Here is a 26,292-nt window from a genome sequence, read left to right as displayed (position 1 = left end):
AACATACTTGACTCTTCTTCTTTTGATTTTTAATCAAACTAATGCTCAAGTTGAAAAAAAGAACGATTCAATTGCTATTTTTTTGCAAAAAAAGAACGATTCAGTTACCGTCAAATATCAAAAAATTGAGGATTTTTCTAAGAAAAGTCGGTTTACAAAATTCATTTATAAGCTTGTATTTAAATCAACAACCGTAAAACCTACGGCAAAAAAAGTACAAAATGGTAAGATAAACCACGCAGAATATGAAGGTAAAATTATTCGTAAAATAACTGTCAAAACATTAGACCCGTTTGGTTATTCCGAAAAAGATTCAACTATTCAACCGAAACGGTTTTTAGAAAAAGCAGGAAATTCAATCCATGCAAAAACTAAAGGATTTGCCGTTAAGAATTTAATTTTATTGAAAAAAAATCAAGTATATGATAGTTTATTGGTAATAGAATCGGAACGTTTGATAAGAAGACAACGGTATATCAGAAGAGTTCATATTACTTGTGAACCTACTTCATCTCCTTCTGACAGCATCGATATTATGATTCAGGTATTGGATTCCTGGAGTATTGTACCCATAATCAATGTAACTTCGTCAAGAGCCTCTTATGAACTAACAGAGAGAAATTTTTTAGGTTTTGGTCATCAATGGTACAATCGATTTTTACAAAACTTGAATGATAATAAAACCGCCTATTCTACTCAATACACAATTCCAAATATTAAAAACACCTATATTCGTACACGCTTAAATTATCAAATTGATTTGTTGGACAATTATTTTAAGAGTATCAACATTGATCGACCGTTTTTCTCACCTTTAACAAGATGGGCCGGAGGATTGAATATTGAAAATCGATTTTTAAGAGACAGTTTACCTAAAGCAGATAGAATATATAAAAATGAACGTTTTAAGCGAACGAATATTGACACTTGGTTGGGTTATTCAATGCCTTTGGAAAAAGGAAAATCAGAAATCAATCGAATTACAAATTTAATTACGACGATTGGCTATTATCACACTCAATATACCGAAAGACCAAGCGAAGAAACTGACCCTAATCGATTTTATACCAATGAATACAGTTGGATGACCGGTTTTGGTTTTTCAAGTCGAAAATTCGTGAAAGATTACTACATTTTCAACTTTGAGATTCCGGAAGATGTTCCTATTGGAAAATATTACGGCATTACAACCGGTTTTCAAGACAAAAACAATCAAAAACGATTGTATATTGGTGCAAGAGCAACACTAGGAAATTATTTTAAATGGGGATATTTGAGTACCAATTACGAGTATGGAACTTATTTTAACAGTGGAAAAACCGAACAAAGTGCTTTTGTTTTGCAATTGAATTATTTTACCCCGTTACAAAACATTGGAAATTGGCGAATCAGACAATTTTTTAAAACCAATTTAGTTTTGGGAGGCAATCGTGTAAACTCTGAAGGTGATCAAATTTCAATAAATGAAAGTTTTGGTTTATCGGGATTTAATGTTCCTAAATTTTTAGGAACGAAAAAAATATTGCTGAGTTTTCAAACCCAAACCTATTCACCTTGGAATGTTGCTGGCTTCCGTTTTAGTCCATTTTTTAATTATTCACTAGCTTTTTTAGGAAATGCTGAACACGATTTTAATAAAAGTCAAGGGTATTCAAAAATCGGTGCCGGATTAATCATTACCAATGATTACTTGGTTTTTAATTCATTCCAATTATCCTTTGCATTTTATCCAAAAATACCCACACAAGGTGAAAATATTTTTCAATCCAACACTTTCAGAAGCGGTGATTTTGGTTATTTGGATTTTGAAGACTTTAAACCAAGAACCGTTTTGTATGAGTAATCAGAAAAATTACAACCAATGTTAAAGAAGTTTTAAAATCAAATATAAGTACACAATTTCCTTATATTTGATTAACTGAAAACAATTAATTGCAATGGTTCTAAAGAGAATTTTACTGTGTATTTTGCTACTTACCTTTATCCCTAAAACTGTTGCTCAACAGCCAACCAAACCAAGCTCAGTTGACCTTTTTCATCAAATTCAAAAATTGCGATTTCTTGGCTCTGTTCTCTATATTGCGGCACATCCTGATGATGAAAATACACGTTTAATTGCTTACATGGCCAATCATTTAAAAGCGGAAACCGGTTATTTATCTTTAACCAGAGGAGATGGTGGACAAAACTTAATTGGAACAGAGTTACGAGAATTATTAGGCGTCATTAGAACCCAAGAATTATTAGAAGCCCGAAAAATTGACGGTGGTCAGCAATTTTTTACCCGAGCCAACGATTTTGGATTTTCAAAAATTCCGGACGAAACCCTACAAATCTGGAACAAAAACGAAGTATTGGAAGATATGATTTACATTATCCGTCAGTTTAAACCGGATATTATCATCAATCGATTTGATCATCGTTCTCCGGGAACAACGCACGGACATCATACTTCTTCAGCCATGTTGTCGATTGAATTATTTGACATGGTCAATAATCCTAAAATATTTCCATTACAATTAAACTATACAACTGTTTGGCAACCCAAACGATTATTTTTCAATACATCATGGTGGTTTTACGGTGGAAGAGAAAAATTTGAAAAAGCAGATAAAAGTAAATTAAACGCCATTGACATGGGCGTTTATTACTCCTCTTTTGGAAAATCAAATCAAGAAATTGCTGCTTTAAGCAGAAGTCGTCATCAATCACAAGGATTTGGTAGCACCGGTTCTCGCGGAGAAGAAGTGGAATATTTAGAACTCATTAAAGGAGAACATACTCAAAATCGGAAAAATTTATTTGAAGGAATCGATACAAGTTGGAATCGAGTTAAAAACGGAAAAAATATTGACCAAAAACTGGCAACGATTGAACAACAATTCGATTTTAAAAACCCTGCTGCCAGTATACCTCAATTGATAGAAGTTTATGCAATGATGCAACAATTAGAAGATAATCATTGGAAAACTATAAAATCGGAAGAGTTAAAACAAATTATCTACGGTTGTGCCGGTTTATTTTTAGAAGCTGTTGCAGAAACACAGAGTGCAACTCCCGGCAGTATTTTAAAACTAAAATTAGAGGCCATCAACAGAAGCAATCAAAAAATGACGTTGAAAGGAATTCAAACAAATCCTGAAATTAAAACCAATGTTTTTGAACAACTATCTCTAGAAAATAACCAATCAAACTTTGGAGAAATTGAAATAAAAATACCTGATAATCAGGAATATACTTCTCCTTATTGGTTAAAAAATTCCGGTACAGTTGGAATGTATAACGTATCCGATCAGAAAAAAATTGGAGTTCCCGATATCATTCGAACGTGTAGCGTTACCTTTTTAATTGAAATAAACGGAATTACAATTCCTTTTGAAAAAAAAGTGATTTATAAATTCAATGATGAAGTAAAAGGAGAGGTCTATAAACCTCTAGATATTGTTCCTGTTGCCACTACAAGCATTATGGATAAAGTGACCATATTTAATTCAACTACTTCCAAAAAAGTAGGAGTAAAAATCAAAGCCGGAAAAGACCAAATCAAAGGAAATGCTTATTTAGCTGTTGGAAAAAACTGGAAAGTGAGTCCTGAATTTATACCTTTTGAATTGAGTAAAAAAGGCTCTGAAACTATCGTATATTTTGAAGTTACTCCACCCGCACAATCGAGTGAGATTACTGCTTCATCGTATGTTATTATCGATGGAAAAAAATTGGATAAAGAACAAATTTTGCTTCAATACGAACACATTTCGCAACAGCAAGTTTTGGTGAATGCTGAAGCAAAATTTAATAAACTTGACATCCAAATTCAACATGAAAAAATAGCCTACATTATGGGTGCTGGAGATGAAGTTCCATTTTATCTTTCTCAAATGGGTTATGAAGTAACCATACTTAAACCTGAAGAAATATCGTTAGAAAGTTTGAAACCGTTTCAAGTTGTAATCGTTGGAGTAAGAGCTTATAATACGGTGGAAGAATTGGCTTTCAAACAAGAAATTTTATTTGAATTTGTCAAAAACGGTAACACAATGATTGTGCAATACAATACAACCGGAAAGTTTACTGTAAAAGAACTAGCTCCCTATTCACTAAAAATTTCAAGAGATAGAGTTACAGAAGAAGATGCAGAAGTTCACTTTTTAGCTCCCAATCATCCGGTTTTAAATTATCCAAACAAAATTTCGGCAAATGATTTTAAAGGTTGGGTCCAAGAACAAGGTTTATACTATCCTAATGAATGGGACGCAACCTTCACTCCAATTTTATCATCTAATGATAAAGGAGAAAGTCCCAAAAATGGAGGATTGTTAATTGCACCGTATGGAAAAGGAACTTATATTTATACCGGATTAAGTTTTTTTAGGGAATTACCGGCTGGAGTATCAGGAGCCTATCGACTGATGGCCAATATGATTTCGAGTAGTCAAAAAAAATAAATGATGGAAAACAACAATAAAGACAGTTTAAAAAACAGCTATTTTTGGATGATTGGCTTGAATATTCTATACATTCTTATATTCTATTTTTTGATGCAATTTTTTTCATAGACCATGCAAATACTCGATTGGATAATTCTCGGTTCTACACTCCTATTCATAGTGGCTTATGGTGCATGGAAAACAAAAGGAAGTAAAGACGTAAAAGATTATATTTTAGGTAACAATGAAGCCAAATGGTGGACCATTGGCATTTCGGTAATGGCTACTCAAGCAAGTGCCATTACATTTCTTTCCACACCCGGACAAGCCTATCATGACGGAATGGGATTTGTACAATTTTACTTTGGTTTGCCATTGGCGATGGTATTTATTGCCTTATTTTTTATTCCAATTTACCACAAACTGAATGTCTATACCGCTTATGAATTTCTCGAAAAAAGATTTGACTTAAAAACAAGAAGTTTGGCGGCTATTCTATTTTTGATTCAGAGAGGTTTAGCAGCCGGAATCACCATTTATGCTCCCGCTATAATTTTGTCCTCTATTTTAGGATGGAATTTAAATTGGCTAAATGTGATTATTGGTGTTTTAGTCATCATTTACACCGTTTCGGGCGGAACAAAGGCTGTAAATGTGACCCAAAAACAGCAAATGTTTATCATCATGAGTGGAATGTTTATTGCGTTTTACCTTTTACTGAGCTACTTACCTTCGGAAGTTACCTTTAGTAATGCTCTTCAAATTGCAGGTGTAAATGAAAAAATGAATCTATTGGACTTTTCCGTTAATCCAAATAGTCGTTACACTTTTTGGAGTGGAATAACCGGTGGATTTTTCTTAGCACTCTCCTATTTTGGTACTGACCAATCTCAAGTGCAACGTTATTTATCCGGAAAATCGATTCGCGAAAGTCAACTTGGATTACTTTTTAATGGTTTTCTAAAAGTACCTATGCAGTTTTTTATTTTGTTAACGGGTGTGATGGTATTTGTGTTTTTTCAATTTATGCCGGTACCTTTAACTTTTAATCCAACTAGTCAAAAAGCAGTAGAACAATCCATTTACAAAGAAGAATATCAAAATTTGACCTTGCAGTTAAATGAAATTCATGAAGAGAAAAAAGTAATTACACTCAATTATGCCGAGCAATTAAACATTGATGTTGATAATCCAACTTTGCGAAAAAGAATGATTGCGTTGAATGAAAAAGAGAAAAATGTAAAAGAAAAAGCTAAGAAAATCATCACCTCACTCAATCAAGAAGCAAACGATAAAGATTATGTTTTTATTCATTTTGTATTGCATTATTTACCAACGGGTTTAGTAGGACTTCTACTAGCCGTAATTTTATCTGCAGCTATGTCTTCTACAGCATCAGAATTAAATGCTTTGTCTTCTACTACAGTAATTGATATTTACAAACGCAATTTAAAAACAGTCAAGTCTGATAATCATTATGTTACCGCCTCAAAATTTTTCACTTTAGTTTGGGGAATCATTGCTATCTTATTTGCTTGTTTCGGAACATTAGTTGAAAATTTAATTCAATTGGTCAATATTATCGGTTCTGTTTTCTACGGAACCATTCTTGGCATATTTCTTGTGGCATTCTTTTTGAAATTTATCAAAGGAAATGCCGTTTTCTATGGTGGTGTAATAAGTCAGTTAATCATTTTTGTGATTTATTATCAATGCATTCATATTTATCCTTCCGGAAAGGAAATACTTGGCTATTTATGGCTAAATGCAATTGGTGCAGCACTTACCATAGGATTGTCAGCTTTGATTCAAATGATGCAAAAAAACAATACGTAACCTAATTACCATGCAAAAAAAAATACTTGCAATACTGTTCATCTTCTTTATTGCAACGAATTTAACCGCACAAGAAACCATTGTTCTAGATGCAAATTCAGGAGAAAAGTTGGAGTCTGTTCATTTCTATTCAACAAAAAACGCTGAATCTGCTTATACCAATGAAAGTGGAAAAGTAGATATCAAAGCATTTCAATCTTCCAAAACAATTTACATCAAACGATTGGGTTATGAAACACTCATTTTAAGTTATACTCAAATAGAAAAACGCAATTTTAAACTGTCTCTTATCCCTGAAAATACCTCATTGAACGAAGTTATTCTATCAGTGTCAAAATGGGAAGAAACCAAAAAAAGAATTCCGAATAGCATTGTTACCTTTAAACCGAAAGACATTGCGTTAACCAATCCACAAACCACAGCTGATCTTTTAAACCAAACCGGGAAAATATTTATTCAAAAAAGTCAATTAGGCGGTGGAAGTCCCATGATTAGAGGATTTGCCACCAATAGAGTTTTAATCAACGTAGATGGTGTTCGGATGAACAATGCCATTTTCAGAAGTGGTAACGTTCAAAATATTATTTCCATTGATGCTAATTCCATTCAAAATACAGAAGTAATTTTAGGTCCCGGAACAGTAATTTATGGAAGTGACGCCATTGGAGGTGTAATGAATTTTTACACACTTCCAAATCAATTTAACACTTCGAAAGAGTTGACCTATGATGGTAATGTATTGAGCAGATGGTCTTCAGCCAACAATGAAAAAACAATGCATTTTGATTTGAATTTATCTACCAATAAATGGTCATTTGTAACTTCGGCTACCTTTAGTGATTATGATGATTTACGGATGGGAAATCACGGGCCAGATGATTATGTTCGTCCGGATTATGTGGTAACTAATAACGGAGTGGATGAAGTAGTACAAAATGATAATCGAGAAATGCAAGTAGCATCGGGTTATAATCAAATCAATTTAATTCAAAAAGTGGCCTTTAAACCCAATGAAAATTGGTTATTTAACTATGCCTTTCACTATTCAACCACTTCTGATTTTAATCGTTATGATCAATTATTAAGAAGAAGAAATGGTACATTACGTTTTGCCGAATGGTATTATGGTCCGCAAGAATGGGTTATGCATCATTTCAAGGTAAATTATACCAAACCTACAAAATGGTTTGATAAAGCTTTTCTGAGTGTTGCCTACCAACAATTTGAAGAAAGTCGTCACAACCGTAACTTCAACAATTTGAATCGTACCAACAATACTGAGAAAGTAGGTGCTTACTCTGCCAATTTAGATTTTATAAAAAAATTAGGCTATAAAAGTAAAATAGCGTATGGTTTAGAATATGTATTTAATCTAGTCAATTCATTTGGAACCCGAGAAAATATTCAAACCAATGAAATTGAAGCAGCACCGGCTCGCTATCCGGATGGGGCAAAATGGCAATCGATAGCAGCATATGCTCAATTTGAAAATAAAATTAATGATAAATTTACTTTTCAGTCCGGATTGCGATTCAATCAAATCGGGTTAAATGCTACGTTTGATCAAACCTTTGTTGATTATCCTTTTGATAAAACTTCCATAAATACCAGTGCATTAACCGGAAGTGTTGGATTTAGTTATCTAGCCACAAAAAACACCGCATTATTTTTTAATGCAGGTACAGCTTTTCGTTCACCTAATATAGATGACGTTGGTAAAATTTATGAAAGCACACCCGGAAATCTCGTTGTTCCAAATCCTGATTTAAAATATGAATATGCCTATAATACTGAATTGGGATTACAACAAAAAATTGGAAAATCAGTTACATTTGATATTACCGGATATTATACTTTAGTAAAAGATGCTTTGGTGAGAAGAGCTTTTACGTTGAATGGTGAGAGCACAATTATTTTCCAAGGTGAAGAAAGTAATATTCAAGCCATTCAAAATGCAGCTAAAGCAAATGTGTATGGACTTCAAGCCGGTTTAAATGTTGAATTATTTCCCTTTTTAAATTGGAGAACAAATGCCAATTGGACAAAAGGAGAAGAAGAATTAGACAATGGAGATAAAGCACCTTTGCGGCATGCAGCTCCGTTTTTTGGCGATACCCGATTGATCTTTAAAACCAAAAAATGGACAACTGATTTGAATATTGTTTTCAATGGAAAAATAAAACCCGAAGATTTAGCTCCGTCTGAAGTTGAGAAAGACTATTTGTATGCTTTAGATGCCAATGGAAAACCCTATGTTCCTGCATGGTACACATTGAATTTAAAATCATTGTTCAAATTGAATTCTACTTGGACATTTTCAGGAGGTATTGAAAATATAACAGACCAACGATATCGACCCTATTCCTCAGGAATCACAGCTCCCGGTAGAAACTTTATTTTATCTGTACGAACGGCTTTTTAATTTAAACCACTATTTGTTTGAAGTCTATACGTTTTAATTGCTTATTTTTTGCCACGAATTTCACAAATTAGCACGAATTAATTTGTGAAAATTTGTGTAATTCGTGGCAAAGTTTTAGAACGTGAAAGGGAAATATGCACTAAAAGTGCATTTCTATAAAACTATAATTGAGAAAAAAATCCTATCACGCAATATGATAGGATTTTTAAAACTAAAAAAAGTAAGAAACTTATTTTTTACTCCACTCAGCAATACTTTCTTTATTCATTTTAACATAATCAGCATTTCCCGCTTTTTCAGCCGCTTCTAAAGAAACTTTTGCAGTTTCAATTGCACCTTTTTTGTCACCATTTCTAGCTTGAATTAATGATTTCAAACGGTTGTACCAAAATGGAGTACCTTTTGCAGCAGTCATTTCTACAGCTTTATTAACATATTCAAGAGCTTTTGCATTATCGCCATTAGATTGGTAGTAATATTGAGCAGAAGAAAAATAATCCCCCGCAGATGGACCAGCTAAAACTTTATCAATATTAGCCATCGCTAATTTTTTAGTAGGAACTTCAATTTTTACAGCAGCAACCGTTTTTTCCCAAGCAAATTCTAAATGAGCAAAATCGTTATCTACATTATTCAATGAAATCGTAAATGTTTCTACGTGACGGTTAATCATTTCAGGTTTTACATTTACACGAGCTGCAACTTTAGCTTCGTCAAATTTTTCTGGTGTACCCCAGTTTTCAGTATCGGTATAAAAAACAACTTCCCAATTATCTGCTTTTGGCGTTACAAACAAAGCATATTTTCCTTTTTTCAAGGCTTTTCCATCCACAGTAACATCATCACCAAAAGTAATCATTGAATTTTGATTAGCACCGGTTCTCCATAATTTACCAAAAGGAACTAAATCACCAAAAATAGTTCTACCTTTTGCACTCGGACGACTATAATCGATCTCTATTTCCGTTAATCCAACTGTTTGCTCAAAATTAGCTCTTGGGCTGGCTGAAGGTGTTTTCACTTGAGCATGAACACTCATCATTGTTAACGTTAAAAAAGCACTTACAAATAATTTTTTCATAGTTAAATAAGTTTAGTTTATGTTCCAAATTTACAGTTTCATATTGGTACAAACTGTTAAAAAAAATATAAATACATTTTATTTTGTTTAACTTTTATAATAAAATATTAAACAATTTTATATCTTTACCAAAAAAATAATGAAAATATATACTCTACACACAAAACAAAACTTACCTATTTCATTAGAAGAAGCTTGGGCTTTTTTGTCCGATCCTAAAAATTTAAAAACGATTACTCCTGATTATATGGGTTTTAATATCCTTTCAGGTGCCGACCGTGAGATGTATCCGGGTCAAATTATCCAATATATCGTTACTCCGGTTTTGGGCATTCCAACCAAATGGGTTACGGAGATAACACATGTGCGTGACAAAGAATATTTTGTTGACGAACAACGATTTGGTCCTTACGCCTTATGGCATCATAAGCATTTTTTAAAAGAAATTCCGGGAGGCGTTGAAATGGAAGACATTGTAGATTATAAAATCCCACTTGGAATTTTAGGTCAAATGGTACACCCAATACTGGTTAAACCTAAACTAAAAGAAATATTTGACTACCGTCAGAAAAAATTAATAGAACTTTTTGGAGAATTTAAAGGATAAAAAATGAAAAATATTTTATTAATAGGTGGTTCGTATGGAATTGGTTATGCCATTGCAAAAGAATTACAATTTGAATGCAAAGTGTACATTGCTTCCAGAACATTTGAAAATACTGATGATTTGAATGTAACTCATATTCCATTTGATGCGTCAACAGATAGCTTAGATACATCGAAACTTCCGGAAATTATTGATGGATTAGTGTATTGCCCCGGAAGTATCAATTTACGACCTTTCAAAGGCATAAAACCCGAAACTTTTGAAGCAGACATGCATATTAATTTTTTTAGTATGATAAAAGTTATTCAAACAATTTTACCCAATCTATCGGCTTCCAACCAATCAAGTATTGTGCTATTTAGTAGCGTAGCCGCCAGTATGGGAATGCCTTTTCACACGAGTGTTGCTGCTGCAAAAGGTGCGATTGAAGGTTTTGCAAAAGCTCTTGCCGCAGAATTTACGCCAAAAATAAGAGTGAATGTGATTGCACCTTCGTTAACCGATACACCGTTGGCTGATAAATTTTTAAATAATGATGTGAAACGCGAAAAATCGGCAGAACGTCATCCGCTCAAGCGATTTGGAACAGCAGATGATTTGGCTCAAATGGCAACTTTCCTTTTGAATGATAAAAGCAGTTGGATTTCGGGACAAATTTTTCATGTTGATGGTGGAATGTCCACTTTATTAGTAAATGGTTAACTTTGACCTATTACCCATTACCATTAACCCATCACCCAACTTATGACTATTTTCTGGTTCCGAAGAGATTTACGTTTAGATGATAATATTGGACTTTTTCATGCTTTGAATAGTAATGAAGAAGTACTTCCTATTTTTATTTTTGATGAAGCAATATTATCACAATTACCAAAGGATGACGCTCGTGTCACTTTTATTCACGACTTACTTTCCAAAATTCAAAAACAATTGGAAGAAAAAGGAAAATCGTTAGCTGTTTTTCATGGAAAACCGTATGCCATTTTTCAAAAATTAATTTCAGAAAATAAAATAACTTCGGTTTATACCAACCATGATTATGAACCGTATGCACGAAAACGAGACAAAGAAATTTATCAATTGTTCAAAGAACACGCAATCGAGTTTAAAACAAGTAAAGACCAAGTAATTTTTGAAAAAAGTGAAGTGGTCAAGGATGACGGATCACCTTATGTAGTTTACACTCCTTACTCAAGAAAATGGAAAGAAAAGTTTAAAACGATTCAATTGGTTCATTACGAATCAGAAAAAAAATTAGCTAAAATTACAAACCACTCCTACCCTTTTTTAAGTTTAAAAGAGATTGGTTTTGAACCTTCTCCTATCAAAGTCGCTCCCTTTGATATTTCAGATAAATTAATTTCAAATTACGAAGCTACTCGAAATTTTCCGGCTGTTAAGGGTACTTCTATGCTCGGGATTTATTTACGTTTTGGAGCCGTTTCCATCCGAAAAATGGTAGCAAAAGCCATTGAAAATAAAAACGAAACCTTTTGGAATGAATTGATTTGGCGGGAATTTTTCATGCAAATTCTTTGGCATTTTCCGCATACAATCAACAAAAGTTTTAAAGAAAGATACGATGCCATTTCTTGGAACAACAATGAAACCGATTTTAAAAATTGGTGCGATGGTAAAACAGGTTATCCAATTGTAGATGCCGGCATGCGGGAATTGAATACAACCGGACACATGCACAACCGTGTTCGGATGATTGTCGCCAGTTTTTTATGCAAACATCTTTTAATCGATTGGCGTTGGGGCGAAGCTTATTTTGCTTTAAAGTTATTGGATTATGAACAAGCAAGCAATGTAGGCAATTGGCAATGGGCTGCCGGCTCAGGGGTTGATGCCGCACCTTATTTCAGAATTTTTAATCCGACAGAGCAAATCAAAAAGTTTGATAAAGATTGGAAATACATCAAAAAATGGGTGCCAGAAGTAGAAACTTCTGCGTATGCCAAACCTATTGTTGACCACAAAGAAGCGAGAGAACGTTGTTTGAAAGTGTACAAAGAAGCCGTTGGATAAATAAATCATAAAAATGAACATCGTTTGGTTCAAAAGAGATTTGCGACTATCTGATAACGAAGCTCTTTTTCGAGCTTTACAATCAAATGAACCCTCGCTTTTACTTTACATTTTTGAACCTTCGTTATTAAATGACCATCATTACAGTTCACGCCATTTTGATTTCATCAAACAATCGTTGGAAGACCTTCAAAAGCAATTAACATCCTATCAAACGGAAATTTTAATTATTGAAAGTGAAGCGGTTAATGCGTTTGAAAAAATCAATCAAATTCAATCCATTTCCACTCTATATTCTCATCAAGAAACCGGAATTCAACTCACTTTTGATAGAGACAAAGCAGTTGCACGTTTTTGTCAAAAACATCAAATTCAATGGAAAGAATTCATTACTAATGGTGTAAAACGAGGTTTATCCAATCGAAAAACGTGGCGTGATGATTGGGTCGAATTCATGGAATTACCGCAATTTCCTTTTCAACCCAAATTAAGTTCTTTTTTAACTCAAAATGAGTTTGAAAAAATAAAGGCAGTTTTCAAAACGATTTCACTTTCCACTCCAAAAAATACCCCTTTTCAAAAAGGTGGAACCACAACTGCAGTTCGGTATTTAAAATCTTTTTTGGAAGAACGAGTCGCTAATTACAGTAGGCACATTTCTAAACCGGAATTAGGACGACACAGTTGTAGCCGAATTTCACCCTATATCGCTTGGGGAAATCTTTCCATTCGACAAGTGGTTCAATTGAGTATGCAATTCAGGACACAAAAGAAAAACGTGCGACAAATTGATAATTTCACTTCCCGTTTGCGTTGGCAAGCTCATTTTATTCAAAAATTTGAAATGGAATGTCACATGGAATTTACAGCGGTGAATAAAGGTTATCGCAATCTAAAACAAACCGTTATTCCAGAATTTCATCAAGCGTGGGTGGAAGGAAAAACGGGCGTTCCACTCGTAGATGCGTGCATGCGATGTTTGAATACAACCGGTTATTTGAATTTTAGAATGCGAGCTTTGGTGGTTTCCTTTTACACGCATCATTTGTTTCAACCGTGGCAAAATTGTAGTCCGCACTTGGCCAGACAGTTTTTAGATTTTGAACCGGGAATTCATTATCCGCAAATTCAGATGCAAGCGGGCGTTACGGGAATCAATACCTTACGAGTGTATAATCCGGTGAAAAACTCCTATGAGCACGACTCGGAAGGGATTTTTATTCGAAAATGGGTGCCGGAACTTGCCAAAATTCCAGCCGAATTTATACATGAACCTTGGAAATTAACCACAATCGAACAAATGCTGTATGATTTTGAAATCGGTATGGATTATCCTTTTCCGATTGTGAATTTAGAAGAAGCCCGACGGTTTTCAAGTGATTTTTTCTGGTCGATGCGAAAAGAAAAAGAAGTGAAAAAGGATAGTTTTCGCATTATTGAAAAACATACCCTACCCGACAGAGAAGCTCAATAATTTAGTGTTTTATAAAACGAATTTTTTCAAAACTCAATTCATTAAAATGCGATATCACTTTATCTGCTAATGAATAATCTTGCATTTTGGAATGAAAACTATCGTAACCTACACAGTAAATTCCGGCAGCTTTGGCAGCCATTATACCATTAGTACTGTCTTCAATCACAATGCAATGTTCTACCGAAGTTTGAGCCAATTCGGCTGCTTTTTGAAAAATGGCCGGATGCGGTTTTGATTTCGGAAAATCTTCTCCTGAGACTTTGTGCGTAAAGTATTTATTTAAATCAAATCGGTTAAAAATGCGTTGAATCGTAACATTGGCGGAAGAAGAAGCCAAAATCAGTTGCATACCGTTTTGATGTAACTCTTGGATTAACTCTTCCACTCCATCCAACAAATACAAATCTTCTTTTTGATCAAAAGCGTCATTGAACAAGTTTCGTTTTACTTCTACCAAATCCAACACATCCTCTTTTAAACCATAAACAGACTTAAGTCGTTCGTAAATATTTTTGGTCGAATTTCCGGTAAACGAAGCATACATTTCCGGCGAAACTTCAATGTTTAATTGCTTAAAATGTTGTTGATACGCAAAATGATGCACCGGTTCGGTGTCAACGATTACGCCATCCATGTCGAAAATTACGGTTTGTATCATAGGGTGTTGCTGAAAATCTTATTGCCTGAGTTGCTGAGATGCTGAGTAGGTTAAATGATTTTGAAAATATTTTATTTTTTTATTTGTACTATTTGATTTTCTATTCTTTTGAAATTGAAAATTTGCAGATAATAAACTCAGTAACTTAGTTACTCAGCAACTATCGCTTCAACAAATACTTCACCACCGTTTCTGCAGCATGCAAGCCAAACAAGCACGGCATCCAACTGTTGGTACCGTAAAACGATTTTTTAAAATTGGTTCCGTCGGTCATTTTTAAACTGGATTCATCTGGCATTTCGGTAGAATACACTGCTTTGATTCCCGATGAAATCCCTTCTTTTTTCAATCGCTTACGGATATTTTTGGCAAGTGGACAATATTCGGTTTTGCTGATGTCGCGAACTTTTACTTTGGAAGCTTCATATTTACCTCCGGCTCCCATATTGCTGATAACTTTTAACTTTTTGCGTTTGGAAGCAATCAATAAATTGAGTTTTGGTGTAATGCTATCGATGCAATCCAATACATAATCAAAATCTTCGGTTACCAATTCATACGCTCTTTCCGGGGAAAGGAATTCTTGTACACGGGTTAGATTCAATTCGGGATTGATGTCCATCAAACGGTCGCCTACCACGTGCACTTTGGGCATTCCCACTGTAGAATGTAAAGCTGGTAATTGTCGGTTGATATTCGTAATATCTACCGTATCGCCATCCACTATGGTCATGTTCCCCACACCGGCACGTGCGAGAAACTCGGCGGCAAATGAACCAACTCCGCCTAATCCAACTACCAATACATTGGCGTTTTTTAAATTGTTTAATCCTTCTGTTTTAAATAAGAGCTCTGCTCGTTCTTGCCATTTAGCCATTTCTTTTAGTTTTCAGTTCTCAGATGTCAGTCCTCAGTCGATTATTTCAAATGTAGTTTTTCAAAAAACAATCTATATTTATATTTAAATTATATATTCAATATTACTTTTTTAGAACACAGATTTAAAAAATTTGAGAAATTCTAATAATTTAATTTTAAATCAGTTTTAAATGAAATACTTTTTCAAAATTGCTTGCCACAATCTCTTTTATTTCTTCAATTTCACAATTTTTATAGTTTGCTGCTAAAGCATAAACTTCTTCTAATGATTCTTCAAAGGTATCGGTTTCCAGAAAAAATCTTTCATTTGGTACCGATTGAAAAACGGTTTTTAACTCCGGATTTCGCAATAAATACTTTCCGAAGGAAAGATAAAATCCGTTATCCAAAAGCTGCTTTGCCGTTTGCTCATTTTTAGAAAATCCGTGAATAATCATGGGAACTTTAATGTTTAGTTCTTTTTTGATTTGGATGATTTCCTGAAAAGCGGCAACGCAGTGCAAAACTAATGGTTTTTGGTATTTTTCTGCTAAAAAAATTTGGACTTTGAATACTTTTATTTGAGTTTCTAATGGAATTTCAATGCGTTTATCTAATCCACATTCACCTAAAGCGAGGCAATTATGTAAAACTAATTTTTGTTCAATCATTTGTAAATCAACATTCAATCTATCTTCATTGATATACCACGGATGAATTCCGATGGAATAAAAAGGTATTTTTTCATCAAATTCCCATGGGTATTGATTGACCAATTCGAGAATGTTTTCTTGGTTGGTATATTTGTGGGTATGAAGGTTGAAGAGTTTGGACACGGATTTCACGGATTTTCACAGATTACTAATTTCACTAAGCTAAAAAATAAACTTACTTCTTAAACGCCTTTACCCCTGCTTTTATTTCTACCTTCAAATCGTTTACTTCAGGAACAATTGGGCAGGAATATTTTTCGTTATAGGCACAATATGGATTGTAGGCTTGGTTGAAATCAATTGTCCAATTATTTCCTTTTTGAATTTCCAAATCGATGTAGCGGCCACCACCATAACTTTCAACACCGGAAGTAAAGTCGGTAAATGGAAGAAACAAACTGTTTTTGTAACCCGGTTTTTTAGAAAATTCTACATTTTGATAAACGTTTAATTGGCATGGAATTCCGTCGATTTGGAAGTGTAATTCACCATATTTTACATACAAAGGTTTGCGGGAAGTGGTGGTTTTCATTTCAAACGGTTTTTCTTTTTTGGTACGTTTGAAATTTGCCTTCACAAAGTATTTTTCACTTATTGGAAAAAATTCCAATGCTTGAAAAACAGCTAAATCTTTTTTCTTAAGCGGACTTTTGGCTGAATCAGCGTAATGTTCATTCATCTTTTTTTGAAATTGAATGATCGAATCGCGTTCAAATTGTTGTTGAGAAAAAGCGAGTTGTGAGAATAAGAAAAGAAAGAAAACTTTTTTCATGGATATTTATTTGAATATTCAACTACCTATTTAACAAATACTTTATAAGTCCATGGAGCTAAAGTCATTTGTGTATCTGGTGTTAGTGTTACGCTTTCTCCTATGGTAAAATCTTTATAGGTTCCCGGAAAAAGTGCTTCTTTAAACGTTACATTTTGAGTTTTATCTGAAAAATTAAACACACAAAAAACTTTATCTTTCTCATTTTGACGAACAAAACTAAATACTTGCTGTTCGTTTGAATTAGGCACTTTTAACATCAAAGCTCCCCAATTGGCATGCCACAAAGCTGTATTTTGTTTCATCAAAGCAAACAACTTTTTATACAAATCTCCTATTGGATGTGGTTTCCAAACGATTGGATCTTTTTCAAAAAAAGCTAAACGCTTGGGTTCTCCGGCTTCTTGACCGTTGTAAATCAAAGGCATTCCGTCACCCACAACCGAAAGTACTATAGCGGCTTCTAAACCATCTCCAAATTGTTCCCACATGGTGCCTTCCCAAGCATTTTTGTCGTGGTTGCTTACAAAAGTCATTCGAATACTATTTTTTGGAAAGAAACTTTCGTTCCATGAATAATAAATATACAATTCGTTTACATTAGCTTGACCTTTACAAATTTTGTGTAGTTTTTCGTTCCAACTCCACGCATAAGTCATATCGAACGCATGGGCATGCATATCACGAGATTCCCATTCTGCCAACATAAAAACCGGTTTAATGGCATCTAATTCGGTACGAAGATTATCCCAAAAATCGATGGGTACAAAACCCGCAACATCGCAACGATAGCCATCAATATCGGCTTCTTTAACCCAATATTTCATAGCTTCAGTCATGTATTTTCGCAATTCCTGTTGACTGTAATCCAAATCGATAATGTCATCCCAATCCCACCATGGCGTAGGTCTGAATTCACCTTTATAGTCTTTTTTATACCATTCGGGATGGTCTTTTACTAAATGATTGTCCCATGCGGTATGATTGGCCACCCAATCAACAATAACATACATTCCCAATTGGTGAGCTTCTTTAACAAAAGATTTCAAATCTTCCAGCGTGCCAAATTCAGGATTTACAGCCCGGTAATCTTTTACCGAATACGGACTGCCCAACGTACCTTTTCTATTTTTTTCTCCGATAGGATTGATAGGCATAAGCCAAATAATATCGATGCCCATTTCTTTTAACCGTGGAAGTTCTTTTTGAGCCGCTTTGAAGGTTCCTTCTGCTGAGAATTGTCGGGTATTTAATTGATAAATCGTAGCATTCTTGACCCATTCAGGATGTTTGACTTGCACGTATTCTTTGGGAAGATACCGATTGTCTTCACTATTTTGTTCAGTTTGTTTCTTGGTTTCTTCTTTATTGCAACTCAATAGCAATGCAAAAAAAACAACTGATAAAATAGTATGTATTCGATTCGGATTAAAAAAAGATTTCATGTGTTGTGAGTTTGAATTTTGAAAGTTTAAATATACTTAAAAAGAACCGTTTGAATTTAGCATTGAAAAGAATTTTTCTTTTTAGCACAATATCCTAGCCCGGATAGTCCCGAAGCTTCGGGAGAAAGCCTTTTGCAGGACACAACTATTTTTTGTTAAAATAGAAAAGCGACCAGAGGGAGCTCTTTGTGTTTTTTACAAAAAAAGGAGTGAACAAAAAAGCTTGGAACGAATAGCCGGAATAGCTTCTGAAAATAATTTAGTAATGACACTAAAATTATATCAATTACTCACTTGACTTTGTACCTTTGTGGCTGTCAACTTTTACAAATGCTCACAACTGCTTTTTCGAGATACATCAATAATTTTCGTGGTTTTACGAGAGAAATTTGGATTCTGACGATTATCACCTTCATTAATCGTGCCGGTACAATGGTGTTACCTTTTCTATCCAAATACTTGAAAGAAGATTTAGAATTCAGTTACCAACAAGTGGGTTGGATAATGGTTTGCTTTGGTTCAGGTTCGATGATAGGTTCATGGGTTGGCGGAAAGTTAGCAGATAAGATTGGTTTTTACAAAGTCATGATTTTCAGTTTGATGAGCACTGGTTTATTGCTGTTTATCTTTCCTTTTATTACTGAGTTTTCAACACTTTGTATTGCCTGGTTTTTTGTGATGATTATTGCCGACATGTTTCGACCGGCCATGTTTGTGTCATTAGGTGCTTATGCCAAACCTGAAAACCGAACCAGAGCTTTAACCCTAGTACGATTGGCCGTAAATTTAGGTTTTGCTGCCGGTCCGGCTTTGGGAGGTTTAATCATTATGAATATGGGGTATGCAGGCTTATTTTATGTAGATGGCGGAACCTGTATTTTAGCGATTTCCATTTTTTGGCTTTTGGTAAAAGAAAAGAAAAAACCAATTGTTGAACACATTGATACTTTTGAAGAGCCAAGAAGATCAGTTTTCAAAGATCGTCCGTTTTGGGTGTTTTTGTTTGTGAGTTTTGTGACGGGTATGATTTTCTTTCAATTGTTTACTACTCTTCCCTTGTATAACAATGAGCAATACGGTTTAACAGAGTTTGAAATCGGGTTGTTAATGACTTTGAATGGTTTTCTGGTTTTTCTATTAGAAATGCCGATTGTGAGCTACTTTGAACGAAACAAAGTCAATAAAATGAAAATTGTACTATTGGGTTCTTTGTGCATGGCATTAGGATTTTATGCTCTGCTTATCAATGTTTGGGCCGGAATTTTAGTAATCAACATTTTGTTTTTGACTTTTGGAGAAATGTTTGCTTTTCCTTTTTCTAACTCTTTTGCATTAAGTCGAGCTCCAAGAGGACATGAAGGCAGATATATGGCGTTATACACGATGACGTTTAGTTTGGCTCATATTGTGAGTTCCAAAATGGGTATGCAACTTATTGCAGTTTATGGTTATCAAGTGAATTGGTTGGTAATGGGAACTTGTGGAATGGTTGCGGTTTTGTGTTCGATTTGGGTGATAAAAATGGTAAAGCAAGAGTAAATAAATTATATTTGCCAAATGTTTACACTTTTAGCCAAACTCAATAAACTACTTCTCCCCAGTTTTACCAAACAACGACTGGATTTAGCCAAAGCCAAAAAATGGCAAATGGCTATTATAGGTTGGCGATATTATGTTACCTCAAAAGCTTTGGATGAAAATAAATAGTTATTTCATTGCTGCAAAAATTTCATAGTTAATAATTTTTTCTCTCCCTTTTAAGAACGGTATTTCCATTAAAAAATTCAATTGAACAATTTCACCACCCAATTGTTCTACTAATTCACAAACGGCTTTGGCAGTTCCACCGGTTGCTAATACATCATCATGAATTAAAACTTTATCACCGGGTTTAATGGCATCTACATGAATTTCTAAAGCATCGGTACCATATTCCAAATCATAAGAAGCAGAAATAGTTGTAAAAGGTAATTTTTTTGGTTTCCTTACGGGAATAAAGCCCACTTGCAACACTTCCGCTAATAACATCCCAAAGAAGAATCCACGACTTTCAACGCCAATAACTTTATCAATTTTTTTATCCTTTAACGATGAAAGTAGTAGTGATAAGCATTCTTTTCGACCCTCCGGATTTAATAATAAGGGAGTAATATCCTTAAAAACAATCCCTTCCTTTGGGAAATCATTGACAATTCTAATATATTTTTCTAATGCCATAAAAAGTGATTTTAAATTAAATTTTGATTTGCAAGTTACATAAAAATACCTATATTTGCACCCGCATTAAGGCCTCGTGGCGCAACTGAATAGCGCATCTGATTACGGCTCAGAAGGTTACTGGTTTGAATCCAGTCGAGGTCACGAATAAATAGTAAAAAAAAGAAAAAACGCCAAGCTTGCTTGAGCGTTTTTTTGTTTTTACTATTTTCAAGGCGGAGCTTTGTTGGATGTTGCTTGCAAAATCCAGTCTAGGTCACAAAAATCAATTAAAAACCCGATTTTATCGGGTTTTTTGTTTTAATACTCTTCAATTCAAAAGGAAGTTTTACTTTTGACAAAAAAGAAATTATGCCTTCTGATTATCAATTTGACAAAACTTTCCACAACCAAATTTTTGAAAAAGATTCCGTTCGCTACCATGAATTTGAACAATGTACTTTTTACGATTGTGATTTTTCAGCTTGTGATTTTACCGGAGTGATGTTTGTAGAATGTTCTTTTTTTGGCTGTAATTTCAAGGAGACTAAAATCAATTATGTTTCGTTAAGAGATGTACAATTTACAAAATGTAATTTTACTTCAGTCAATTTTGCGATGACGGATCAAGTTATATACAGTTTTAACTTTACAGATTGTTTATTAGACTATGCTCAATTCTATAATTTGAAACTTAAAAAAATTCAATTTATCAATTGTAGTATGATTGCTATTGATTTTATGAATACGGATTTGAGCGAAGCCTTATTTGATAATTGCAATTTGAGAAGAGCAGTTTTTATGGATTCAAACCTACAAAAAGCAGACTTTTATACCAGTTATGAATTTGTAATTGACCCTGAAAAAAACAAAATGAAAAGAGCAATCTTTTCAGCGGAAGGCTTAAAAGGATTGCTCTCAAAATATGATTTAATTATCAAATAATTATTTCAAGATAATAAATTCACAGCGGCGGTTGATAGAGTGTTCAACTTCAGAACAATTATCACCACATTTGATTAATGGTACTCGCTCACCATAACCTTTAGAACGCATACGGTTTCTGCTGATTCCATTTGCAACTAAATATTCAAGTGCTGCACCTGCCCTATCATGTGACAATCGTAAATTATAAGCATCGGATGCACGAGAATCGGTATGTGCTCCTAATTCAATTTCCATTCGAGGATATTTTTTCATGATGGCTACCAAAACATCTAATGTTCGGGCTGCTTCTTCTTTAATATCCCATTTGTTTAAATCAAAGTATATATTTTCCAATTGGATGTATACTAATCCATCTTCTTTGGTTACAATAATTTCCTCTGCATCATCGTATGATTCAATTTCTAATTCTATTGTAAAACGAACTCTACCATCATCTTTAGTTTCAAAAATTTCTTCTTTGGAAGCATAAAAATCTCTATCGGCAACAATTCTATACTTAGTATTGGGTTCTGTGTTAAAAGCATAATCCGCATTCTCTCCTACAATTAATTGTCCGATAAGTTTATTATCCATGTCATAAAGTGTAACAGAAGTTCCGGGTAATAAATCTTTTGTGATTTTATCGCGTACTTCACCTTCTACAATAAATTTACGTTCATTTTCTTCTCGTATAAAAGAATATAAATTATCAGTACCTTTTCTATTAGATGCAAAATATCCTAATTCTTCACCCGGTTTTAAAACATAGGCAAAATCGTCCATTCCGGTATTAATGGTTTCTCCTAAATTGATTGGCTTTCCAAAAACATTATTATATACTCTAGCCATAAAAATATCAAGACCTCCTAATCCCTGAAGACCATCTGATGCAAAATATAGTGTACCCTCTTCTGTTAAAAAAGGAAACTGTTCTCTATGTTTTGTATTGATATTATCACCCAAATTTTGAGGTTCAGAATATCCTCCATCTTCTAAAATATCGACATAAAAAATATCAAACGACCCCAAAGATTCTGGTCGATCACTTGAAAAATATAATACTTTTTCATCTGGACTAAGTGCAGGATGCTGAGTAGAAAATTGATCACTTGAAAAAGGAAGTTCATATACATTTGTCCATTCGTTATTGACCCATTCTGCTCTATATAATTTTACGGAAGCAAATTTTTCTTCCCCAACTTGTACTTGTTTATCATTCGTTCTACTGAAATACATGGTTTTTCCATCTTTTGTAAAAACAGCATTACTTTCATGTGTTTTAGTGTTGATCTGTTCAGAAAATGGTTTGATATTTTCAAGAATTCCATCCTTTGAAACAGTGGCTTCATACAAATCAAGATAGGGTTTTTCATTCCATTTATATAGTGGGCTTTGAGCATTTCGAAGAGAAGCAAAAACCACTTTTTCACCAAAGAAAGATATTCCAAAATCACCGGTAACGCTACTTTTGGTCATTTGATTGACTTTGTATTTGTGTGGCACAATATTATTAAGATGCTCTTTGAATTTTTTGGTGTCAACTGAATATTTCAAATACTCACCCATAATTTTATCACCACGTTCATAATCTTCTATGCCTTTTAATGCATTTGCATATCTAAAATAATATTCAGGTTGGATACTGTCTTTGTACTTAAAAAACAGATTACCATAGTTATCCGCTGCAAATTGCATTTGAGCATTATAATAATAACAATCTCCTAAATTTTGTAAAACTTCTTTTTGTTGTTTTCCTTTAAATACCTCATACATTTTTGCTGCTTCAATATATGCTTTATTTGCAAAAAGTTGATTTGCTTTTTTAATCGTAGGCTTTTGTGCCAAAAGTAGTTGACAACAAACCAAAAAGAAAAATAGTATTTTTTTGTTCTTCATTTTAAGACCTTTTAGAAAAATCGTGGGGATTTATCATAACCGTTCATACTTCCTTTTTTATTCAAATCGAATAGAATCATTATTTCATGACTACCGGAATTGAACCTCCCTAAATTAGACAATGTATAATCATAAGCATATCCAATTCTAACAGAAGGTGATACTTTAAAATTGACCAAACCACTGACGGAATCATCCCATCGATAGCCAGCACCAATTTCGAATACATTGTTAATTAAAAAGTTACCTGTAACATCAAAAGACATTGGAGCACCAGAAACTGCTTTTGACATAAAAGCAGGTTTGAATTTTAAATTTTCATTCAAATTAAAAACATAACCACCTGTAAAGAAAAAATGCATTTCCTCTACTCCATTTCGAATAATCCCATCTTGCCTTTCCAAATGAGTTGATTTTATTAAATTGGGAGAAGATAATCCCAAATAATAATTTTCTCCAAAATAAAAAGTACCTACTCCAATATTTGGAAAAATTTTGCTCAAATTATTGGCAAATGCCGGATCTGGTAAATCATCAGAATATACAAATCCATTAAAATTTGTACTAAAAAATGTTGCTCCAGCTTTTAATCCAAAAGATAGTTTTTGATTTTCATTCAATTTTAAAACATAAGCAAAATCAAAATAAGCATTGGTTTCTTTTACTACATCACCAATTTGATCATGTATGATGGAAAGGCCCATTTCTACTTTTTTAGCTATTGGTGAATGAGCGAAAAACGTCCCCGTTGTTGGACCTCCTTCAGAACCAACCCATTGAGCCCGATACAATGCACCAAAATTGATTACATCAGGATTATCGGTTGCATAGGCAGGATTTAATACACTCATATTATACATATATTGTGTATATTGAGGATCTTGTTGTGCTAAACTCTGGATCGAAATCAATCCCATCCAAGTTAATAACAAATATTTTGATAAAGGTTTAATCATAAATTTTATTTTATCTACTTAAGTAAACTCTTCCTTGTAAAGGTTTTCTATTACCATCATTAAAATTAATTATGAAGAAATATACTCCTACGGGAAGCTTGTTGCCACCAATTTGAATTCCTTTGTCAGAAGTTCCATCCCAATCAGATGAAGCTGCATTTCCTTTGTATAATATGTTTCCGTAACGATTAAAAATTTCCAATGTAAAATTGGGGTATAATTCACGTAAATTCTTGATTACAAATGAATCGTTGATACCATCATTGTTTGGTGAAAATCCATCAGGAATGATGATTTCGGTACAATCTTTTAACTCTACTGTAACGGCTAATCGGGTTTCACTTTCACAACCGTTTTCATTTCTAACTACGGCATAATAGGTTGTTCCGTTTTGTAATAAAGCTGAGTCTGAATAAATAGTTCCATTTATAGGGGCATCATACCAAATTACTTCTTGATTGTCAATTATTCCGTTTGTTAAATTCAAAACAGTTGGATTTTCATCTTCACAGAAAATATTTCCGCCTTCAATTAATTCTGGCGTTTGAACAGATGAAATAATAAATTGAATTACTTCAAAAGTATTTCCACTATTCCCACAAATATTTCCAATAGAAGATAATATTTGATTGATAGTTAAGGTATTTGACCCAGCATTTGTAATCGCTGAAGAGGGAATTGTAAATTGTGCCGATCCGCCTGTGAAATTTACAGTAATCGTTTCACTAAAGATGTTGGCGTTACTTAACAAATAGGTCAATTGATAATTTCCATCTTGTAACTGACTTGCATTTGTTATAGTGACAATAGCATCGGTATTTACACATGTTGAAACTATTGAAACTTGGGCTTCTGAAATAATTGGTTGAGCTAAAATTTCAAAAGGAACAGTTACATTTACTGTTGAGTTTGAACATGCTAAATCGCTATTATTAATAGCATTTAATGTAAAATTATAGAGACCGGCAGTTGTAAATATGGATGATGGAATTTCAAATTGACCATTCCCATCTTGTATCGTTACATTACCGATAGTGTTGTTAACCGGATTTGCTCCTGGGATAGAATACGTAAATTGATATTGACCATTCGGCAAATTGATTGCATTTATAATCTGAACACTTACATTATTCCCAAAACACACATTTTGAATCTGAATATTAACCGTTTGAAGAGTAGGAATTGGTAATACTTCTAATTGAACTTCAATACCACTCAAATTACTCTGACAAGTTGTAACTGTATTTAATATAGAATTAAATGTTACTATCGTAGTTCCGGTATTCACTAATAATGTAGAATCAATTTCAAAAGTTGCTTCACCATCAACAGAATTAAATGTTACATTTTGATTGGCAACTGTATTACTTCCAGATAAATTATAATTTATGGAATAACTTCCGTCGGTTAAATTAAATAGTGTAACCGTTACACCACTTCCTTCACAAATTGGTGTTGATACTATAATATCTTCAATAGCAATTGTTGGTGAAGCAATAATAGTCAATTGAACTTGCTCTGAATCAGTTCCACAATTATTATTAACATTGTATGTGAACGTATTTAAACCTAATGATAAAGTTGAAACGTTAACTAAATTGGAAATAACATCACCTAAATTATTTGTCCATGTTCCTCCAGACTGTTGGGTACCATCTAACAAAGTAAATAAATCAAAATCAATAATGGTATTACAAATGGTTTGATTTGCAGTGAAATTACCGGCATTTGGAGTTAAATCAACCGTTACTGTTACACTCGCTGTACTGTCTGCACAAGGTGGTGTACCTGTAATGGTGTAGGTATACGTGCCTGCCGCATCTTGGCTTGGGTCGAAAACTCCCGTGCCACTAGCTAACGGTGGTGACCAGCTTCCGCCCGTTTCCGGTGAGTTGCCCAATAGTGTGAATAAATCTACACTGGCACTCGTTTCACATAAAGTGATACTTCCATTACTTCCGGCATTTGGAATCGGATTAATCGTTACTGT

21 protein-coding genes and 1 tRNA gene are annotated in these 26,292 nt (G+C 33.8%); 12 read left to right on the top strand and 10 right to left on the bottom strand.

Annotated features, from left to right (window positions below; all coding sequences use genetic code 11):
* Positions 1–82: 82 nt before the first annotated feature.
* From H601_RS0111295 to H601_RS0111280, 4 genes are all read left to right on the top strand, one after another.
* The gene (locus H601_RS0111295; RefSeq protein ID WP_211223550.1) at positions 83–1,843 is read left to right on the top strand and encodes a BamA/TamA family outer membrane protein; all 1,761 of its coding nucleotides are present in this window, start codon (positions 83–85) and stop codon (positions 1,841–1,843) included.
* Between the two features lie 94 nt (positions 1,844–1,937).
* Positions 1,938–4,445 carry a PIG-L family deacetylase gene (locus tag H601_RS0111290; protein WP_026711619.1) on the top strand — a complete coding sequence of 836 codons (2,508 nt, stop codon included), beginning with the start codon at positions 1,938–1,940 and terminating at the stop codon, positions 4,443–4,445.
* 114 nt (positions 4,446–4,559) lie between these two features.
* Positions 4,560–6,263, top strand: a complete 1,704-nt coding sequence (locus H601_RS0111285) for a sodium:solute symporter family transporter (RefSeq protein WP_026711618.1) — start codon at positions 4,560–4,562, stop codon at positions 6,261–6,263.
* A gap of 10 nt (positions 6,264–6,273) precedes the next feature.
* Positions 6,274–8,685 carry a TonB-dependent receptor plug domain-containing protein gene (locus tag H601_RS0111280; protein ID WP_026711617.1) on the top strand — a complete coding sequence of 804 codons (2,412 nt, stop codon included), beginning with the start codon at positions 6,274–6,276 and terminating at the stop codon, positions 8,683–8,685.
* A 229-nt stretch (positions 8,686–8,914) separates the two neighbouring features.
* Here H601_RS0111280 and H601_RS0111275 read toward each other — a convergent pair whose 3' ends face one another.
* Complete coding sequence (locus tag H601_RS0111275) at positions 8,915–9,766, bottom strand: DUF2911 domain-containing protein (RefSeq protein ID WP_026711616.1); 852 nt, start codon at positions 9,764–9,766, stop codon at positions 8,915–8,917.
* Between the two features lie 139 nt (positions 9,767–9,905).
* Here H601_RS0111275 and H601_RS0111270 point away from each other — a divergent pair, with 139 nt between their 5' ends.
* From H601_RS0111270 to H601_RS0111255, 4 genes are read left to right on the top strand one after another with little or no spacing between them, the layout of a single operon-like run.
* Complete coding sequence (locus H601_RS0111270; RefSeq protein ID WP_026711615.1) at positions 9,906–10,373, top strand: SRPBCC family protein; 468 nt, start codon at positions 9,906–9,908, stop codon at positions 10,371–10,373.
* 3 nt (positions 10,374–10,376) lie between these two features.
* Complete coding sequence (locus tag H601_RS0111265) at positions 10,377–11,075, top strand: SDR family NAD(P)-dependent oxidoreductase (protein ID WP_026711614.1); 699 nt, start codon at positions 10,377–10,379, stop codon at positions 11,073–11,075.
* A 42-nt stretch (positions 11,076–11,117) separates the two neighbouring features.
* Complete coding sequence (locus H601_RS0111260; protein WP_026711613.1) at positions 11,118–12,404, top strand: cryptochrome/photolyase family protein; 1,287 nt, start codon at positions 11,118–11,120, stop codon at positions 12,402–12,404.
* A 13-nt stretch (positions 12,405–12,417) separates the two neighbouring features.
* Positions 12,418–13,878, top strand: a complete 1,461-nt coding sequence (locus H601_RS0111255; RefSeq protein ID WP_035655892.1) for a cryptochrome/deoxyribodipyrimidine photo-lyase family protein — start codon at positions 12,418–12,420, stop codon at positions 13,876–13,878.
* A 1-nt stretch (position 13,879) separates the two neighbouring features.
* Here H601_RS0111255 and H601_RS0111250 read toward each other — a convergent pair whose 3' ends face one another.
* From H601_RS0111250 to H601_RS0111230, 5 genes are all read right to left on the bottom strand, one after another.
* Entirely contained in the window at positions 13,880–14,539 is a 660-nt protein-coding gene (locus H601_RS0111250; RefSeq protein WP_026711611.1) for an HAD family hydrolase, read from the bottom strand.
* Positions 14,540–14,699: 160 nt separating this feature from the next.
* Entirely contained in the window at positions 14,700–15,416 is a 717-nt protein-coding gene (locus H601_RS0111245; RefSeq protein ID WP_026711610.1) for a tRNA threonylcarbamoyladenosine dehydratase, read from the bottom strand.
* A gap of 157 nt (positions 15,417–15,573) precedes the next feature.
* The gene (locus tag H601_RS0111240; RefSeq protein ID WP_026711609.1) at positions 15,574–16,233 is read right to left on the bottom strand and encodes a TatD family hydrolase; all 660 of its coding nucleotides are present in this window, start codon (positions 16,231–16,233) and stop codon (positions 15,574–15,576) included.
* A gap of 52 nt (positions 16,234–16,285) precedes the next feature.
* A complete protein-coding gene (locus H601_RS0111235; RefSeq protein WP_026711608.1) occupies positions 16,286–16,882 on the bottom strand; it encodes a DUF1684 domain-containing protein in 597 nt (198 codons plus the stop codon).
* 26 nt (positions 16,883–16,908) lie between these two features.
* Positions 16,909–18,327 carry an alpha-amylase family glycosyl hydrolase gene (locus H601_RS0111230; protein ID WP_084139977.1) on the bottom strand — a complete coding sequence of 473 codons (1,419 nt, stop codon included), beginning with the start codon at positions 18,325–18,327 and terminating at the stop codon, positions 16,909–16,911.
* A gap of 330 nt (positions 18,328–18,657) precedes the next feature.
* On the opposite strand from H601_RS0111230, the gene H601_RS0111225 reads away from it, so the two are divergent.
* On the top strand, positions 18,658–19,866 hold the full coding sequence (locus tag H601_RS0111225) for an MDR family MFS transporter (protein WP_026711606.1): 1,209 nt from the start codon (positions 18,658–18,660) through the stop codon (positions 19,864–19,866).
* A gap of 18 nt (positions 19,867–19,884) precedes the next feature.
* On the top strand, positions 19,885–20,034 hold the full coding sequence (locus H601_RS0111220) for a hypothetical protein (protein WP_026711605.1): 150 nt from the start codon (positions 19,885–19,887) through the stop codon (positions 20,032–20,034).
* Here the strand turns inward: H601_RS0111220 and H601_RS0111215 are convergent, their stop codons facing one another.
* On the bottom strand, positions 20,035–20,544 hold the full coding sequence (locus tag H601_RS0111215; protein ID WP_026711604.1) for an adenine phosphoribosyltransferase: 510 nt from the start codon (positions 20,542–20,544) through the stop codon (positions 20,035–20,037).
* A gap of 70 nt (positions 20,545–20,614) precedes the next feature.
* On the opposite strand from H601_RS0111215, the gene H601_RS0111210 reads away from it, so the two are divergent.
* Both H601_RS0111210 and H601_RS0111205 read left to right on the top strand, forming a co-directional pair.
* Positions 20,615–20,688 (top strand) — tRNA-Arg (locus H601_RS0111210).
* Between the two features lie 207 nt (positions 20,689–20,895).
* The gene (locus H601_RS0111205; RefSeq protein ID WP_026711603.1) at positions 20,896–21,468 is read left to right on the top strand and encodes a pentapeptide repeat-containing protein; all 573 of its coding nucleotides are present in this window, start codon (positions 20,896–20,898) and stop codon (positions 21,466–21,468) included.
* On the opposite strand, the gene H601_RS0111200 is transcribed toward H601_RS0111205, so the two are convergent.
* The 3 genes from H601_RS0111200 to H601_RS0111190 all read right to left on the bottom strand — a co-directional run.
* On the bottom strand, positions 21,469–23,346 hold the full coding sequence (locus H601_RS0111200; RefSeq protein ID WP_051220731.1) for an OmpA family protein: 1,878 nt from the start codon (positions 23,344–23,346) through the stop codon (positions 21,469–21,471).
* 11 nt (positions 23,347–23,357) lie between these two features.
* Positions 23,358–24,302: a PorP/SprF family type IX secretion system membrane protein gene (locus tag H601_RS0111195; protein WP_026711601.1), complete on the bottom strand. Its 945-nt coding sequence runs from the start codon at positions 24,300–24,302 to the stop codon at positions 23,358–23,360.
* 10 nt (positions 24,303–24,312) lie between these two features.
* Positions 24,313–26,292, bottom strand: a 1,980-nt coding sequence (locus H601_RS0111190; protein WP_026711600.1) for a T9SS type B sorting domain-containing protein, incomplete at its 5' end; no start/stop codon positions are given.

The sequence above is a fragment of the Flavobacterium filum DSM 17961 genome, assembly GCF_000425465.1.
Classification (GTDB): Bacteria; Bacteroidota; Bacteroidia; order Flavobacteriales; family Flavobacteriaceae; genus Flavobacterium; species Flavobacterium filum.
This window is presented reverse-complemented; position numbering and strand designations above follow the sequence as displayed.